The sequence below is a fragment of the Salipiger sp. PrR003 genome, assembly GCF_010500785.1.
Classification (GTDB): Bacteria; Pseudomonadota; Alphaproteobacteria; order Rhodobacterales; family Rhodobacteraceae; genus Salipiger; species Salipiger pacificus_A.
In genome coordinates this window covers 56,550-72,266 of record NZ_JAAGOV010000040.1, presented here as the reverse complement: position 1 = coordinate 72,266, position 15,717 = coordinate 56,550, and the positions used below count along the sequence as shown (strand labels likewise).

At 57.5% G+C, this 15,717-nt stretch carries 20 protein-coding genes and 1 pseudogene; 6 read left to right on the top strand and 15 right to left on the bottom strand.

The window, feature by feature from the left end; genetic code table 11:
* Nucleotides 1–143: 143 nt before the first annotated feature.
* Both G0D83_RS13555 and G0D83_RS13550 read right to left on the bottom strand, forming a co-directional pair.
* Nucleotides 144–1,661 (bottom strand): catalase, encoded by a 1,518-nt coding sequence (locus tag G0D83_RS13555; RefSeq protein WP_164194898.1) that lies wholly within the window; start codon nucleotides 1,659–1,661, stop codon nucleotides 144–146.
* A 104-nt stretch (nucleotides 1,662–1,765) separates the two neighbouring features.
* Complete coding sequence (locus G0D83_RS13550; protein ID WP_164194896.1) at nucleotides 1,766–2,248, bottom strand: hypothetical protein; 483 nt, start codon at nucleotides 2,246–2,248, stop codon at nucleotides 1,766–1,768.
* A 154-nt stretch (nucleotides 2,249–2,402) separates the two neighbouring features.
* On the opposite strand from G0D83_RS13550, the gene G0D83_RS32770 reads away from it, so the two are divergent.
* Nucleotides 2,403–3,194 (top strand): Crp/Fnr family transcriptional regulator, encoded by a 792-nt coding sequence (locus tag G0D83_RS32770; protein WP_370457237.1) that lies wholly within the window; start codon nucleotides 2,403–2,405, stop codon nucleotides 3,192–3,194.
* Nucleotides 3,195–3,209: 15 nt separating this feature from the next.
* Here the strand turns inward: G0D83_RS32770 and G0D83_RS13540 are convergent, their stop codons facing one another.
* Nucleotides 3,210–3,563, bottom strand: coding sequence for a hypothetical protein (locus G0D83_RS13540; RefSeq protein ID WP_164194891.1), 354 nt, complete (start codon nucleotides 3,561–3,563; stop codon nucleotides 3,210–3,212).
* A 66-nt stretch (nucleotides 3,564–3,629) separates the two neighbouring features.
* Here G0D83_RS13540 and G0D83_RS13535 point away from each other — a divergent pair, with 66 nt between their 5' ends.
* On the top strand, nucleotides 3,630–3,986 hold the full coding sequence (locus G0D83_RS13535; protein ID WP_164194889.1) for a hypothetical protein: 357 nt from the start codon (nucleotides 3,630–3,632) through the stop codon (nucleotides 3,984–3,986).
* Nucleotides 3,986–4,597, top strand: a complete 612-nt coding sequence (locus tag G0D83_RS13530; RefSeq protein ID WP_164194887.1) for a hypothetical protein — start codon at nucleotides 3,986–3,988, stop codon at nucleotides 4,595–4,597. Before G0D83_RS13535 ends, G0D83_RS13530 begins: the two co-directional genes overlap by 1 nt.
* 5 nt (nucleotides 4,598–4,602) lie before the next feature.
* Here the strand turns inward: G0D83_RS13530 and G0D83_RS13525 are convergent, their stop codons facing one another.
* Both G0D83_RS13525 and G0D83_RS13520 read right to left on the bottom strand, forming a co-directional pair.
* On the bottom strand, nucleotides 4,603–5,160 hold the full coding sequence (locus G0D83_RS13525; protein ID WP_164194885.1) for a PAS and helix-turn-helix domain-containing protein: 558 nt from the start codon (nucleotides 5,158–5,160) through the stop codon (nucleotides 4,603–4,605).
* A gap of 199 nt (nucleotides 5,161–5,359) precedes the next feature.
* A complete protein-coding gene (locus tag G0D83_RS13520; protein WP_164194883.1) occupies nucleotides 5,360–5,890 on the bottom strand; it encodes a transglutaminase domain-containing protein in 531 nt (176 codons plus the stop codon).
* Between the two features lie 316 nt (nucleotides 5,891–6,206).
* On the opposite strand from G0D83_RS13520, the gene G0D83_RS13515 reads away from it, so the two are divergent.
* On the top strand, nucleotides 6,207–7,043 hold the full coding sequence (locus tag G0D83_RS13515) for a M48 family metalloprotease (protein ID WP_164194880.1): 837 nt from the start codon (nucleotides 6,207–6,209) through the stop codon (nucleotides 7,041–7,043).
* Between the two features lie 118 nt (nucleotides 7,044–7,161).
* Here G0D83_RS13515 and G0D83_RS13510 read toward each other — a convergent pair whose 3' ends face one another.
* The 5 genes from G0D83_RS13510 to G0D83_RS13490 form a co-directional block, all read right to left on the bottom strand.
* Entirely contained in the window at nucleotides 7,162–7,452 is a 291-nt protein-coding gene (locus G0D83_RS13510; RefSeq protein WP_164194878.1) for a hypothetical protein, read from the bottom strand.
* Nucleotides 7,452–7,802, bottom strand: coding sequence for a helix-turn-helix transcriptional regulator (locus tag G0D83_RS13505; protein ID WP_164194876.1), 351 nt, complete (start codon nucleotides 7,800–7,802; stop codon nucleotides 7,452–7,454). The genes G0D83_RS13510 and G0D83_RS13505 overlap by 1 nt, the downstream gene beginning before the upstream one ends.
* A 467-nt stretch (nucleotides 7,803–8,269) precedes the next feature.
* Complete coding sequence (locus G0D83_RS13500; RefSeq protein WP_164194873.1) at nucleotides 8,270–9,484, bottom strand: hypothetical protein; 1,215 nt, start codon at nucleotides 9,482–9,484, stop codon at nucleotides 8,270–8,272.
* 14 nt (nucleotides 9,485–9,498) lie between these two features.
* On the bottom strand, nucleotides 9,499–9,927 hold the full coding sequence (locus G0D83_RS13495) for a hypothetical protein (protein ID WP_164194871.1): 429 nt from the start codon (nucleotides 9,925–9,927) through the stop codon (nucleotides 9,499–9,501).
* 65 nt (nucleotides 9,928–9,992) lie between these two features.
* Nucleotides 9,993–11,093: a hypothetical protein gene (locus G0D83_RS13490; RefSeq protein WP_164194869.1), complete on the bottom strand. Its 1,101-nt coding sequence runs from the start codon at nucleotides 11,091–11,093 to the stop codon at nucleotides 9,993–9,995.
* 229 nt (nucleotides 11,094–11,322) lie between these two features.
* On the opposite strand from G0D83_RS13490, the gene G0D83_RS13485 reads away from it, so the two are divergent.
* On the top strand, nucleotides 11,323–11,889 hold the full coding sequence (locus tag G0D83_RS13485) for a hypothetical protein (RefSeq protein ID WP_164194867.1): 567 nt from the start codon (nucleotides 11,323–11,325) through the stop codon (nucleotides 11,887–11,889).
* Between the two features lie 50 nt (nucleotides 11,890–11,939).
* On the opposite strand, the gene G0D83_RS13480 is transcribed toward G0D83_RS13485, so the two are convergent.
* The 5 genes from G0D83_RS13480 to G0D83_RS13460 form a co-directional block, all read right to left on the bottom strand.
* Nucleotides 11,940–12,551 (bottom strand): hypothetical protein, encoded by a 612-nt coding sequence (locus tag G0D83_RS13480; RefSeq protein ID WP_164194865.1) that lies wholly within the window; start codon nucleotides 12,549–12,551, stop codon nucleotides 11,940–11,942.
* Between the two features lie 164 nt (nucleotides 12,552–12,715).
* On the bottom strand, nucleotides 12,716–13,030 hold the full coding sequence (locus tag G0D83_RS13475; RefSeq protein WP_164194862.1) for a hypothetical protein: 315 nt from the start codon (nucleotides 13,028–13,030) through the stop codon (nucleotides 12,716–12,718).
* Nucleotides 13,023–13,625 carry a metallophosphoesterase gene (locus G0D83_RS13470; RefSeq protein WP_164194861.1) on the bottom strand — a complete coding sequence of 201 codons (603 nt, stop codon included), beginning with the start codon at nucleotides 13,623–13,625 and terminating at the stop codon, nucleotides 13,023–13,025. Before G0D83_RS13470 ends, G0D83_RS13475 begins: the two co-directional genes overlap by 8 nt.
* A gap of 162 nt (nucleotides 13,626–13,787) precedes the next feature.
* The gene (locus tag G0D83_RS13465; RefSeq protein WP_164194859.1) at nucleotides 13,788–14,018 is read right to left on the bottom strand and encodes a hypothetical protein; all 231 of its coding nucleotides are present in this window, start codon (nucleotides 14,016–14,018) and stop codon (nucleotides 13,788–13,790) included.
* A 190-nt stretch (nucleotides 14,019–14,208) separates the two neighbouring features.
* Entirely contained in the window at nucleotides 14,209–14,631 is a 423-nt protein-coding gene (locus tag G0D83_RS13460; RefSeq protein WP_203595605.1) for a hypothetical protein, read from the bottom strand.
* Nucleotides 14,632–14,744: 113 nt separating this feature from the next.
* Here G0D83_RS13460 and G0D83_RS32765 point away from each other — a divergent pair.
* A pseudogene (locus G0D83_RS32765) lies at nucleotides 14,745–15,711 on the top strand (ADP-ribosylglycohydrolase family protein).
* Nucleotides 15,712–15,717 lie beyond the last annotated feature (6 nt).

The window sequence follows — 15,717 nt, the reverse complement described above, 5'->3', positions numbered from 1 at the left end:
GTCCTGTAGCTCTCGAAACACCATGGCATGGGATATCGTTGAGGCGCGGGCGCCGAGCGAGCGTGACGCGGCCATCAAAGCGGTCGTGTGAGAACGTGTGGCCGTTGGAAGGAGGGCGTGGTCGCCCTCCTCCGAACTGCTGCCTAACCAGAAATGCTTTTCGCAGAAGCCAAGCCGGGTGCGGTCGACGCTCCGCCCAGCTTGTCACGGACACCTTTCTCGATTGCATCGCCGGTGTCTTTATCGATGTTGCGCCAGTATTCGAACGCTCGCTGGAGAACCTTCTCACTGACTCCGTCACAGAGGTGGCCGACAACATTGGAAACCAGACGCTTGCGGGCGGCGTCATCCATGACGTCGCGGACCAGAGTCCCAGCCTGGCTCCAGTCGTCGTCGTCTGGGCGCAGAGTGTAGGCTTGGCGAACCATGTCTCCGTCCGCATACCAAAGGCCGGCTTCACCGCGGGTGTCAGGTTGGGCGGCCGGGCCCCCATAGGAGTTGGGAGCATAGACCGGATCCGAGACATTCACCGTCCGCCCTGCGCCGTCCTTTGAGTAGCTGTGAACGTCGGTCTTGGGCGCGTTGACAGGGATGTGCTTGTAGTTGACGCCGAGACGGGCACGATGGGCATCGGCATATGAAAAACCTCGGGCCAGAAGCATTTTATCCGGAGATAAGCCCACCCCCGGCACCATGTTGTTTGGTTCGAAGGCGGCCTGTTCGATTTCCGTGTGGAAATCAGTCGGGTTCCGGTTCAACGTGAGCTTGCCTACCTCGATGAGGGGATAGTCCGCGTGTGGCCAAACCTTGGTCAGATCAAAGGGGTTGATGCGGTAGGTCTTGGCGTCCTCGTAAGGCATAATCTGCCATTTCAGAGTCCAGCTCGGGAAGTCCCCTTCCTGAATGGAAGTGAAAAGGTCCCGACGGTGAAAGTCCCCATCGCTTCCAGCAAGTTTGTCCGCCTCCTCCTGGCTTAGATATGCATTGCCGTCGCCTTGGTCGGTATGGAAGTGAAACTTCACCCAGAATTTCTCTCCCTCGGCGTTCACGAGAGAGTAGGTGTGACTGGAATAGCCGTTCATCTCCCGCCATGTCTTCGGGATGCCGCGATCCCCCATAAGGTAGGTAACCTGGTGTGCGCTTTCTGGGGACAGCGTCCAGAAGTCCCACTGCATGTCATGGTCGCGCATGTCGTTGTCAGCTCTTCGCTTCTGGCTGCGAATGAAGTGCTGGAACTTGAGCGGGTCGCGCACGAAGAAGATGGGGGTGTTGTTTCCGACCATGTCGAAGTTGCCATCTTCGGTATACATCTTCACAGAAAAGCCACGGGGGTCTCGCCAAGTGTCTGGACTGCCGCGTTCTCCGGCAACTGTCGAGAAGCGGACGACGGTGTCGCATTTGGCGCCGGGCTGGAAGATCTTGGCCTTCGTGTATTTGGAGACATCCTGAGTGGTCTCGAAGGTGCCAAATGCACCTGAGCCTTTGGCATGAGGCTGACGTTCCGGAATGCGCTCCCGATTGAAGTTCGCCATTTGCTCGAGAAGGTAGTGGTCGTTGAGAACGATCGGCCCGTCCGGCCCCACAGTCAGTGAGTGTTCGTCGCTTTGTACACGAATGCCGGCGTCGGTCGTGGTTGGTGGGATGCTCTTGTCGTGAGTCACAGTATTCTCCCTCTCTCAATCTCGTTACGCCACAGCTAGGGTGTGGAAGGCTTCGGTCCAGATGACGACGAACGCATCGGCAGCGTTTCGCCACTTGTTTGCTTTCAGATGATCTGCTGGCTCACCAGAAACGGGTAGACGACGAATTTCCACAGCAAGTATAGGCCGCCCAGCAGCAGTGCAGCCTTGAGGGCGAACCAGCCGATCCGGAATGCCGCAAAGCTCAGAGGAACCACGAAAAAGCCGGCCAGAGCCCCTGTGATGGCAGATGCGATCTCGGGTTGATCGAAGGCGCTATGCCGCGCCCAGTCGAAACCGACGAGGTAGCCATAGGCGCCTCCTGCGATCGCGAGCAGGAAGTACACCCACTTGGGAATTGCGTCGTAGAGGCCAGCAACGAGGAGCTCTACGCCATCCATAGGCATGCCGCCGCCTGAAGACCGGCTCGAAGAAGGCGTCCTCACACCAGGTATTGGCTGCCTGGACCTTTCGTCGGCTTCCTTCAGGTTCTGGGTCGTACCATCGAGCGCAATCCCGCTCGCCAGATAGAAATCCATGTTGCGGTCAGACTGGTTTTGGTCCGACATCTGAAACCTCTCCCTCTAAATGCGCTCATCCAATTGAGGGATCATACCACAGCCCCCTTCCAGCGTCAGCGACTACTGAAACGGAACAATGCGGCGCCTTCGCTGAACGAAGGTTCGGGAGCGCAAGCTTGCCGAGCACGCCGTAGTAATCGAAATGGAAATTCATGAATCTCCGATGTCGGTTATACTGCTTGATGCCGCTCGAGTGCTGCGGCGCAGTGAGACTGAAAAGGGAAGCCGCGTGGCTGGAATAGAGATGGAAAGCGGCGAGTGCGCACGGTGCTTGGTCGGGGCGAGGACGCTTTGCAGGGTCGCATTCGCTCGCCGCCGGCCTGGGGAGTATCAAGGTCGAAAAATTCAGATTGTCTCGGCCGAGCGGATCATAGTTGATAGGGGAAGCTCTTCTGTGCCGGTGGTTTGTATCGGAGCAGGCGTTGCGGCGAGTGTTGGAAGGTTGCGCGATGGAAGGACTCAGATCTTGGCCCTCCATTTTCCCGGAGACATCATCGGTGGCTCCAACAATGGCAAGGCGCCATCTGAACTGCGGGCGGTGCAGGACTGCCAAGTCTGCACATTCGACGCAGACGTCTTCTCTAGGTTTGTTGAGAGCAATGTCGGACTGAGATCTATGTACCTCGAGCGCGCAAGCGACGACCTTCGTGCCATGCGTCAATGGATGACGGTCTTGGGGAAAATGTCCGCTCGAGAACGCGTAGCAAGCTATCTGCTTCTCTTGAAGAGCAAGCTGCCGGCCCGGAGCAGAGCTGGTAGAGGTGCGGTGGTGTTGGATACTCTCATGTCTCGGCAAGCCATCGGGAACTACCTTGGACTAACATTGGAGACAGTAAGCCGCAGCCTTCGAGGGCTGGAATCTGAAGGCCGGATAAGAGTTGACGGTAGATATGTTGAGCTCATTGAGCTCAACGAGATTTCCGATCTTTCGTAGAGAGCAACTGTGCTCTTAGGGTTTGGGGGGCACAACCGCGGGGTCGATGGAGTGCACCTTGATGGCGCTGGGCGGGATCACTCCGTCGTACCGGAGATCGAACTCGTCTTCCTTCTGAGTGAGGTTTTCGCGTTGGGTCTCGTCGAGGGTGATCTCGAGGATGGCGACGTCCTGGTCATCGGGCAGATCGTCGCCCATCCAATTGGTCAGGGCATCTTCCGTGGTCTCCAGGTCTTCGTAGAGCCAGACGCCTTTCTCGTCTTCCCACTTCTGAGCGCGCTCACCTAAGCGAGGCTCGAGGCCGGCCGCCTGAATGCTCTCGAGGTTGTCGGCCGTTGTCACGTGGTAGTAGGTGCCAGGCTTCGTCATAGCTTGTCCTTTGAGGATTAACGTCGTCGAAAGAGTAGCCCTGTAGAAGCATCTCACAAGTATGAGGTGCCGGCATTCATGTGCCCGACATTGGATAAAATTGAAGACACGAAGGAATGGGCGGACCCGACCTGGGAACGCAACGTTCAGCAGTCTCTGGAGCGGATGCTAGGCGTCCGGCTCAAGAGGAGCTTCGCGGCCTACATTGGGCATCGCGAAGACAGTGATGAAATGCGAGTTTTACGTCGTCTGGCGTTGAAGTCCGATGTCATTTCCGCACTTGCGCCTACGTGTCTCAGCGCCAAGCAAGCGGGTCGTCTCTTTGACTGCGTGCGCCTCAGCAATTGTCACTCCGTCTACGAAATCATCGAGACCTTCCGGTCGCGGGCGGAGCTTTTTCAGAGAGTTCTTAAGGAGGCCTGATGGCTACTATTCTATTCGATTGTGACGACGTTCTGCTGAACTGGGCGGCTGGATACAGGAAATACCTTCTCGATCACCATGGTGTCTCGACCAAGGGGGAACGCCCCGCAAGCTGGAACATGCAGGCATGGACCGGGCTCGATAAGTCGCGGATCGGTGCGACGATCGGACATTTCAACGAGCAAACGGAAGCATTCGGCGAGCTTGAGCCGGTTCCAGGGGCCGTCGAGGGTATCCGCAAACTCTCCGCTGAGGGCCATGAGCTTGTCGTCATCACATCGTGCTCGGATGAAGTGGCGTGCATCGAGCGCCGGGAATGGAACCTGATCAACGAGTTCGGTGACGTCTTCTCGGAACTGACGTGCCTTCCACGTCATATCAGCAAGTTCGACGCCCTGGCGAAATACGCACCGTCACTCTGGGTCGAGGACAACTTCGACAACGCCTGTGTCGGTCTCGAGGTGGGCCATCGCTCCATGATGCTCGAGTATCCCCACAATCTGAATTTCAAGCCGACGTCCCCGGAGGGGATTGTGTGGCATGCTGGGTGGGGGGAATTAATGCTCGGGATCGAGCGAGACCTCTCTGTGGGCTCCCCCGCACCGTCATGACCCGGTCAGGCCGATATCTTTTGAAGGAGCTCGGCGATATTTCTTGCGTCGAGCTTCTTCATGATCCGTCCCCGATGGGTTTCTACGGTTCGATGAGAGCAACCGAGCTGTTCAGCGGCCTGCTTTGAGGTGAGACCACGGGCGAGTTGCCGGACGACCTGATGCTCACGATCCGTCAAGCAGTCAAGGTTGACGCCGACAGCCTGAACCCGCTCGATGCTCCACACCGTTTTTTCGTCGGCAAGAGGTTTGCCACGGATGCGCGCCCAGAAGGTTTCACCCTTGAGTGTCTTTAGGAGACGCTCGTCCTCAAAGTAGTTCTTCTTGTCGGCGAGGAAGGACTCTGCATAGGCCTCGCCAAGGCTGTCATATCCGGCGACTGTTGGATGCAGATCCATCGTCGGCCGTCCAAGCAGCTCCTCACGAGGAGAGCCGAATAGTCTCGCGCCTGCGTGGTTGATGTCAGTGATGTGTCGGTTCTCCAGCACCATCTGGGGCGCGGGAGACTCCAGGAAAGCCGCAAGCGCCATGTCGGCGAACAATGTCTGCGTCTCGTCAGCCATGTTACCTCTCTTTGTGGCGCTCATTCTGAGCCCACTTGAAGGGTTTCGCTGGTCCAATAATGCTTCAGGCGAAGATCGGTTCCCCTTCGAAAAATCAGAGTGTTACCCAGTCAGTGTCGTTTCGACGACAAAAATGGATGCGGAGAGGACGAGGATCAATAGCGTCGTCGCGCAATCGGCTTTCCGCGTCTCTCTAAGATCACAGTTGTGGTTCGTAGGCCACGGTCGGGAGGTGAATGGGAACTGGGTTGGCAGGGTCGTTTACAACCCAGTGGTGGGGGGCGTCGAGGTACATCCAGTGACTGATGCGGCCCAATCCCTTGTTCAGTGGTGTCACCGCATACTTGGTGTCCCCCAGCCTCCAGAAGTTGCCGTCATCGTCCCTATAGAAGCCGAGAATGTGGTTCTCGGTGGTGCTGATGTTGTCGAAATCCGGCGAGGTGATGACGAAGCCGAGCTTGTCCCTGGGTACGCCCGCGCAAAGCGCCATGGCAACGGTGGTCGCTGCCTGGTCGTCACAGTCGCCCTTCAGGGTGCTCTTCGACTGCAGGAGCACTTCTGGATGGGCGTCCCATTTATCGCCGCGGTCCCTGCGATACCGGAAACGGCTTCGCACCATCCGGTCGATTTTCTTGATGACCGAGATGCTATCGCCTGTGGGCCAGCCTCGATCGAGGTAGGCTTGCTGAAATCGATCGCAGCTGTAGAGTTCGGGATTTCTCGAGAACATCTCCTCCGACTGGAAGCGACCGTAGAGAGGACTGCTGTTGCCGCAAGAGCGCGGAGGAGGGCGGGGGAGTGAAAGAATAAATGGCGCATTCGCGCATGACTATTCTTTCTCGGTTTCCACAGAATTAATTCTTCAATTCTGCCCTGGCGCGCGGTACAATGTCATCATGCGAAGATTGGTGCTGCTAAGCCACACTCTGTACGTGAGCGCTTTTCAGTACCTTGTTTCACAGCAAGATTGCTTGCCTCGCTATAGACAGCTGAGAGGCCAGGCGGACGGCAGGCTATATGAGTTCAATCAGGGGAGTGAAGTGAAGATGAGGAGTTTCAAGACGGCACTGCGCGGAGGCCTGTTGTTTGGTCTTCTGGCAGCGGTGTCTGCATGCGGGACCACCTACAACGTGCCGGAGGCTTCGGCCAATCACACTCAGGTGGCAGCCAGCATGTTTGCCGAGGAGCACAACCCGGCGACTGCAAAGGCTGGCGGACGGCTATCCGAGGCCGCGGCCCTACGCCAGTTCCTCCAGGTGGTGTCTCGGGTTGAGCCGGTCGCAGAACGCTTCTGCAAACAGGAGACCGCGGACCGCCCGGGGTTCGACTGCGACATTAACATCGTGGTCGACCAGAACATGCCCGTGCGGAATGCCTACCAGACCTATACTGAGAGCGGCCGCCCGATCGTCGCCTTCACGCTTCCGATGATCCAGGATGCGCGGAACCCCGATGAGCTTGCCTTCGTGATGGGCCACGAGATGGGGCACCACATCGGCCAGCACATGCACAAGAAACAGCAGCAGGCCATGGCCGGTGCGCTGGTGGTTGGCGCCCTGGCGGCCTACAGCAACGTCGGTGTCGACCAGCGCGTATTGCAGGACACGATGGCGGTGGGGGCCGGCGTAGGAAACATGGCCTATTCGCAGACCTACGAGCTCGAGAGCGACGTGATCGGCACCGCAATTACCAAGGCTGCAGGTTATGACCCAGTCAAAGGCGCGCGGTTCTTTGCGCGTCCCGAGGAAAAGACCAATCAGGACGGGAACCTGAGCTTCTGGGGAACCCACCCGCCGGATCAGAAACGCCTCGCGACTGTGCTCGCAACCGTTGACGGTATCAACGCCCATGGTGGGCTGACCAAGAAGACCAGCTCGCAATAATAGACTGGGAGGGGTTGTTTTCTCCTCCCAGACTGCTATTTCCGTATAGCTTTATTACCGGTGCCCCCTGTCCTGGCCTTCGTCGCCTTGTTACGGCCCGGTCTTCTTATTCCTATTTCTAGGAGATTGGTACAAGAAGGCGCAGGAAGGCGCTCGCAAAAAGTAAGAGATAGCCGAACATCAGGCATTTTTCGTCAATAGACCGCCAATCAGACGCCTCACGATCCCTCTTCTTTTCCAAGATGACTTTGACTTGGCCTTTGAAGGCAGCGGGTTCTTCAGGTAAAATCTCCCGGATCCTCTGAAGCTTCTTCTTCATAACATTTAGTGACCAGGTCGGGATTGCTAGAACTGCAATCCCGACAAGAGAGGCTAGGTTCAACCACCAATGGGCAACGTCTGAAGTCATTAGATCGTCATCGCCACGACAGTGTCGCCATCTTCCTTTTGAGATTCAATGAAGGCGGCTTCATTAAATTTGTGCGCGGAAAACCCAACCAGCATGTGGCCTTCGCAAGCCTCCACATACCGCGTTACGGTGCTCCAATTTGGAAGTGCACCCGTTGGCGATTCCAATTTCGAAATGACCGGTTGGCTCAGGTTGGATCTTTTCTCAACATCCTTCTGAGTGAGACCCTTGTCTTTGCGGAGAGCTCGAAGCGCGAGAGCAAGGCGTCGTTTTTCATCGTTCTCTTTGACAGAGGCGGCCACATCTGAGCGGAGGGTGAGGATTTCATCTTTAAAGCTCTTATTTGGCATCGTTCGGCTCCCAAGTTGGGTCTAGGAGTTTCAAGTGTTTCGTTACTCTCAGGCGTCCGCGCGTTTTCGGACAAGGCCGTGAAGAGTGCATGGCCAAGGTTCTTCCTGAGAAGTGTCAAGGGATACGATAAGCGAGAGGCTTGAGCACTTCGGGACCTTCAAGGCGTATACCTCATACCGATCGTCAAGTAGCCCACACTTCTCATCCAAGTCAGGGTCCTGGGTCTCGAGTTCCTCTATGAGAAAGTACGCGCCCTCCACACATGGCGATGACGCGTCCCGAAAATCGTTAAGAACTTGGTCGTGGAAATCGAGAACGGGTTCTACCGCTCGCATCACTTCGGACCTTTGGTTGCTGATACTCGTGGCTCCAATATAACTTTAAGATGATATTTGTCATTGCCGACAGGCCGCTAAAGCGAGGTCTGCGGCCACGACGACCACAGACCTTTAGTAAGCGAAAAGTCTCACATTTGGAGGCACGGAGAAGCATCATGACCGGTCTTCGGAGCAAGCGGCCCGTCTTCCTTTGGTGTCAGCTCAAGTGGCTCTGGCGACAAAATCAGGATCTCCTCGAGTCCATCCTGATCGACGCCTGCAATGTCGTAGGCATCGAGGTTTACCTCATCGTTGGTCCCGAAATAGAGATGATAGGTGCCCGGCTCGACCTGCCGGTGGATGATGTCCTGATGCTCCTCCAAGAAGGCGTCCACGGCTGCTTCAGCGACCTCTCGTTCGCATCCGCGGTCCTCGAACAGCATGTTCACGAAGGTTTCGCGATCGATCACGCTCACGGCCCATGTGTCGGAATTTGGGCGGTCAGTGAGATCCATCCTGTGATCATCAACTTCAGAGAACTGCACGAAGTTCAGGCCGCCGTTGTCCATGGGAAGAATGTTGGGCCCGAACTCGTGAAAAACGTGCACGATCCCTTCCTCTTCGGCCAGCTCCTTTGCGTGCTTGGCACGGGGCAGGTCAGCGGACACATGTGATGTTCGGTTCGGCCGCACACGGTCCACGAATTCCTTGAGCGCGAAGACATCGGTGATCAGCAAGTGTCCGGAGGGGAATTCGACCTCTGCGTGGACCGCCGCCATTCCAACTTCAGGCGGGATCGCCTCCATGGGCGCCCGGCTTCGGAATTCGTGTGCTGTGGGGGCCCAGCCATCGAAGGTCACTCGGTACCTTTGTGCATCCACGTCACATCGGCAGTCAGATGGATCGAAGAAGTCGAACTGTCCACGCTCGAGTGCACTCACGAGGGCCTCATAGGCTTCTTCCTCGCTTGCAGCGGGTCCGTTCAGTTGAACATGCCTCCGCAGGCCTTCGATAGGCCCATTGGAAATGCCGCCGATCACTTCTGCCAAGTGTTTGATGTCCTGTGCAGGCAATGTGTAGGTGACGTCCTTGACTGGAAGTGTCGACATCCAGCCTTTGCGGTAGCTGTTGGTGGCCAAGCGGTTCCAAAGGTCGATGAAACGAACGCGATGCCCCTCGCTGTCTGGGCACGGGGCCATACCGGCTCCTTTCCTTAGGTCTCTCAGGTAGGCCTTAAGGGCGGAATTGATCGGCCCGGCGAGGGTGGCGTTCCAGTCCCAATTCCCATCGCGCTCTTTCATCAGGAAATGACGCAGGAACGGGCGCGTGTTTGCGATCGTCAGACGTTCTCTGAAAATGCTCATTTAGCTGGGTCCTTTCAGGGCGCAGGGGAGTTGTTGGCGGCTTCCAGGATGTCCTGCATCGCGTCGCGCAGTTCGGTGAACTCAGTGTTGTCCCAGTCGTCATCTCGTTGGTCTTCTTCTGGGATTGCGTCGCAGACCTCATGCGTGGCGTCGGTCATGTCATCGAAGATGCTTTCGGGAGACTTGGCATAGACGCGAAGATTAGGGGAATCCACGACGCCTTGCAGCCCCTCACCCATGAGAGCAAAGAAGGCCCGGGCGGCCTCACCTGCGTCACCGAATTCCTGCACCTCGCTCAGGTCGCGCTCTGTGGTAGAGCCCTCTTTCGGGCGTGCCACCGCCACCTTCCACCGGGTGTCATGCAGATCCATGGCAGCCATCTCCCCATCTGGCCCAAAGGGCATCAGGAATGCGTAGCTCTTCTCATCGCGTGGTTGGGTCATCGTTTTCTCCTGTGGGATTCTCTGAAAATGTTCATGCGGACTGCGTCACATTCCTGCGGCAGGTCTCACGACATGCCCAGCGCGGGCGCCTGTGCGGCCTTGAGAGTGAACTCGAGCTCTTCGGGACTGGCGACCATATGCAGGTCCATGCCCTCCAGACGGCCATCCTCGATCGCGTACTCACCCAGAAGTTCGAAGGGGTCCTCTCCTCTGTAGAAGTGGTACTCGCCTGGCTCGACCGAGAAGATCACAGCCCGGGGGTTATCACTCAGGAAGTCTTCAATGAGCTGTTGAGCGTCGGCGTCGGTGAGTGTGGGGTCCTCCGTTTTCAGAACCTCACGGAGAGACTGACGATCAATGACCATAAGCACCTGGTGCGCCTGCTCGATGTAGGGGGCGTCTGAACTCTCAATATTCCCAATGGCGAAGCCACCGCCCTCCAGGGGGACGATTGCGCTTCTATGGGTCACAGCGGATGTCGCCACCATGCCATCGATACCGTGAACGGTGTGCGTCTCGATGTGGTCCAGCAGGAAGTCGATGTCGATGTAGTCAGCGATGATGAGGTCCCCACTGGGGAAGGTGGCGCTGTCTTGGATGATTTCGTTGGGCTCTCCGAATTCAGACCATTGGGAAGCCTCTTCAGAGTGATCGAGCGGCTTTGGGGGCTCGGACTTCCAGCCTTTGAAGTCAAAGCGGCAGTAGGGAGCCTGTTCGGGTTCGTCAGGCTTCTTGTCGTCGATCGTAAAGATACCTGACCTGAGGTGAGCAGCGAGCATCATTCTGGCCGAGCATTCGCTCATGTCTCGGCAGACACCGTGTAGAGGACCGAAGATCGGCCCGCTCGGCATGCGCAGGACCTCCATGATTTCGTTGAGCCGGTTCTCCATTTCAACGGGACTCTTGCTGCCGGCGCCCTCATCCACGAACTCGTTCCATGACTGAATGAAGGGGTTCCATTCCCCAATGTCGTCGGGAGTGGACGAGAGTTGGCCTGTGAGCGACGCTTGAGTCAGGAAGTCGCGGAGAACCGGTTCGATGCATTGCTCCAGAGTGTCCAGCCAGTCATCGCCCGGCTCACCGTCCTCATCCATCATGTATTGGCGGAGAAAGGGCCCAACGTCGTGGTCGGCGAGAACATCTTGGAAGGGGTAATCGATGGTCATGAGAAATCCTGAAATCTATTCGTGTGAATGTACGCGACCCGAAGCAAGCCGCGAGATCCACTAGCGGCAGGTAAATGCTGTTGCTTGTATATATGATAAAGGATAGGATTTCAGCAAGGATGAATAAGGATTAGTCATGCCTCGCGGATCAATTTCGCAAAGCCCGGGTAAGGGCAAGAAGATCGCTGTTTTCCCCTACGACGTGCAGCAGGAGGCAGATGGTCGGATCGTGACCAAGAAGGTCGAGATCGTGGTCTACATGCAGTCCAAGTATGGGGACAGCGACACGGCGCCCAGGCCGGTTGTGGCCACCATGTTCCAGCTCGAGTGCGAAGGCGAGAAAGAGTATGGCTCTGACCTCGACCTGTGCTTGAAAGCAATGCTGGCCAAGCTCGACGCGAGGTTCGCGATCAAGTGGGAGCGCTGGTTCCTCGTCAAAGTCGATCCTGCCCGACTTTATGGTCGAGGCGTTGGAGCAGGGTGCACGCTCTCTTGGCAGGATGTCTGGCGCGGCGTGACGCTGGATGGCAGCGTTCTGATGCGGGAGATCGAAGTGCGCCGAGAATTTAGCAGTCCGTGGCGGATCAGTGCCTGGCCGGAGGTCTATCGCGACAACAACGGCAAAACCGTCGCCTGCGTGCAGGCAACCGATGCCAACGAAGCCGCTCTGGAGGCCTTCGCCGAGAAATTGCGCGACCTCACCAAGACCCTTTCGAAGTTTGTGGCCCCGGAGAACATCGAGACCACGCTTCGCGAGATCTCAGAGGGTGGTCTCAAGCTACTCGGGTCGAAGTAACCTGACGATCCTCGGGCGCTGGGCTTCACCATATGCTCGGCGCCCAAGAACTACTCCACTCGGCGAAGCAGGTGTGCTCGGTCGTTGAGCCCCTGGAACCGAACATTGAAGTCTTCGGAGTTCTCCAATCGCTCGGGAACTAGGGTGTGCCCAATCTGGTCGAAGAATGTGTGCGAGGCGGTCGAGCCCGGCTCTCCGATGAAGACCACCTTCTGGCCCGGCTGCATGAACTGCAGGGCATCGCCGAACCAGTCTCCAGCCAAGCTCGGCCACGAACAAAAAATCAGAGACTTCCCCTGGTCCTGCTTTACCGCGGTTTCTGCATCGAGTTCGAGCACGTGATGGGCCGACGGTGCGATGTCGGTTGCTACAATGTCCCCGCCTGCTGCCATCACAAGCTTGCTGACGAGGCCCTTGCCAGCCCCAAGTTCGAGCACAGGGCCGTGGGCCAGGAGGTAGTCGATGAGGGCTGGCCGCGGGAAGCAGAACCCCCAATGGGGGATCAAAGCGTCACGCAGTCCGAACTCGCTGATGAAGTAGTAGATGTGCTCCCGGCCTTCCGGCTGGTTCTCTCGCAAGGCAACCACTGGATCACATGGCGCTGTCCCGGTTTCTTGCCATTCCTGATAGCACCTGTGGATCGGGTGCTGGGCCACGTCCATGGTAGCTAGCTCGTTGGCAATTTCAGTGAGAGTGTCGATGGCCGGTTCTCCTGCAAAAATCAGGAGAACTCATAGAGCATTTGTCCAGAGCTGGAAATCAGTTCCCGCGGAGATGCGCGTGGGAACTGATCGACATGGTGAGCGACTTCAGAGTGAGGAGAGGCTTAAGCGCTGGACTTCCGCCTGCCGGTGCGCTCCTGAATTTCCTCAAGCGAGAGAACTTCGTAGGCCTCGGATTTCCAGTGCCGTCTCTTTTGGCTTGCCAGCCCGAGTGTGCCGACCAGCAAGCGCTCGGTTGGGGTTTTCAGCAGCTCGCCGACGATCGTGATGCTCACCGGAACGATAAGAAGGGGGAGAACGACCACACAGAGGAGCTTCTGCACGAAACCCCAGGCGTATTGCTTGCGAATGTGGTGACGGATCTCCGGACAGGCTTTGTAGGCGCGCCAGTTGCTGCGGTGGACGGTCACCTTAAACATTGGCGATCTCCAGTTCACGCAGGCAGATGAATTCGGTGCCCTCGATGATTTGGCGCCGACTTTTGTGCCAGTGACCGAAGACCCAGGCATCGGGTCGGTGGATATCGAGCATGATGTCGAGAGCGCGCCGGGTACGGCTCGCGCTGACGCCAGAGGGGTGCAAAGAGAAGAGCTGTCGGGCGACCTTCTCGGGAGCATCGTGGGTGACCATGATGCTGGGCTTGGTCTCCTCGTAGATGTCGATCATTTCCCCAAGCTCTCCGGTTGAGAGCTCCTCGTCAGCCCACCAATCCGCGCCCTCGATGAGGGCAGCCCGGTCAATTGAATAGGCGCCTCCCATGAACATGTAGGCACCCTCGACCGTACCATCGGGGATCCAGCGGCTCGTCGCTTTGCAGGCTGCCGGATTGTCGTGGTTGCCTCGGATGAAGCGGTGGTTGCCGTCCTCCATTCTCTCCAGGATTCGAGCTTCGGCGGCGTGGTTCGACATCTTGTAGCCGACCATGAAGTCCCCAAGCTGAACTGTATCGGTCTGACCGTCGATCAGGTCTCTGTATCGCGTCCACTTCCCGTGAACGTCTCCAATGAAGAGCATGGCGCTCGCCTTTATTCTTTAGAGTACCCTAGCAAGTATAGGTTCCGGTCGCAACTGGTCAGATGGTCAGGTGAGCGTGCTTGTCGACGCAGATGAATTCTGTTCCGGAGATCGTCTGGCACGCCGGGATGTGGATATTCTCGGTTGCCGATCAGAAGCATTTCAGAGTCCAGCCGGCGCGGGTGCTGCAGGAACCTCTGCGTCGACGTTGTCGCCCGGCTCCAGTTCCTTGGTGTCGAAGTTGTTCACGAGGGTCATCAGCTCGTCGTCTGACATCGCGAGGCGTTTTTTCAGGATGTCTCTGATCTGCTCTGCGGTGACATCGGAGGCGTCTTCCTCGTTGGAGGCGATCTCCATGTTCATGTCGAAGCCGTGGTTATATCGGTGTGCCATCTCAGATCCTTTGTGCTGTAGAGGGGGATATGGCAGAGCGGTGGCAAGCGAGGTAAATCGTCAAAATCCAACGTCGTGAGCATCCGGGGCGAACCGTTTAAAGTCCCCAGACTCCTGAACCCCCAGGTCAATGCCCAGCGCGCCCTGCAGTGCAACCTCCATAGCAATCAAGCTATATGGGGCTTGGCCACTACCTGTGGTTCGGACCACTCGGCGGAGCGTGTTCCTCGCCAAGTGCCACAATGCGGGCCATGACCCTTTTCAGGAATTCCCCGGTTCTGGGGGCTTCCTCATCTAGGCGGGCTAGGAAGGTGCCTATACCGGCCTCTGGCATGACTACGGTTCGGCCGTCACGCAGAGCTTCCACCACAGGTTCGACAGCCTTCAGGATAGCCGCCTTGTTGGTTTCGTAATCGTCGTCGGAGAGGAATGACCCCGGCTCCATGCTGGGCAGCTTCTTGGTTGGAATGCCCACGGCGTTTGGCTCCCCACGCATCTGCTTGGCCTGGCCGCCGTAGCCCCGTTTGATGAGGTTGTCGCCGAACAGGTAGAGCTGATCCGGGTTGTCCTGGAGGTGCTTTCTGGTGATCCATTTCTGATAGATGACGGGCATCGAAGACTCTGAAAATTGTTGGTTACTGATATACGAGGACGTCGTCGCCCGGGTTAACGCGCTCTGAACATATCGCTCTCAGCTCCCAAGAGGCTGATGAAGAGGATGTAGGCATGATCGGTGCAATAATTGGGGACATTTGTGGCTCGCGATACGAGTGGGACCCACTCAAGGACCCGGAGGCGATCAGGCTCGATCATGGAGATAACACCTTCACGGACGACACCGTCTGCACGCTGGCGGTTTTCGATCACCTCCATGGGGGCAAGCCAATTGTCGAGGCTCTGCGCGAGCTCGGCACGGACTACTTCACGCGCGGCTACGGTCTGAATTTCCTCGGGTGGTTGTGTGACCCAGACGCTGGGCCCTACGGGAGTTGGGGCAACGGCTCTGCCATGCGGGTGTCGCCGGCCGCCTATTTCGCGTCCTCGATCAAGGAGGCGGCGGAGATCGCCCAGCGCACCGCGGAGGTGACCCACAATCACTGGCAGGGAATTCGAGGGGCCCAGGCGACGGCCGTGGCCATCCGCATGGCTCTCGAGGGCTGGCAGAAGCAAGATATCAAAGACATACGGCTACGATCTCGATCGCCGCATCGAGGACATGAGGCAGGACTACGAATTCAGAGTCTCCTGCCAGGAGTCCGTTCCTGAATCCATCATCGCCTTCCTGGACAGCTACAGCTATGAGGATGCAATCCGTCTGGCGATTTCGATGGGCGGCGACGCTGACACGATGGCATGCATCGCAGGCGGGATCGCCGGCGCGTACTATGGCATAATCCCCGACGAGCTCTATGCACTGATGGAGGATCGCCTGACGGTGGATCTGCTCGAACGCGTGCGAGACTTCGAAGCCTGGCTCCCTCAGCAGAAGTTCGAGATGTCCGATCCATGGGCGCTGCCAGACTTCAACCTGCCCAATGAGCCGGTAACGCTCGAGGATGGCGTGGGGCCGGCCTACGAGCGCGAGATGGCCAAGATTGAGGCCTTCTACGAGGGGCAGAAGCCGAAGTCGGGATTCAGTGGCCTTACTTCTACATTGAGCTGCTTCCTGAGACGGTTCGGCACGGGTAACTGAGGGAAT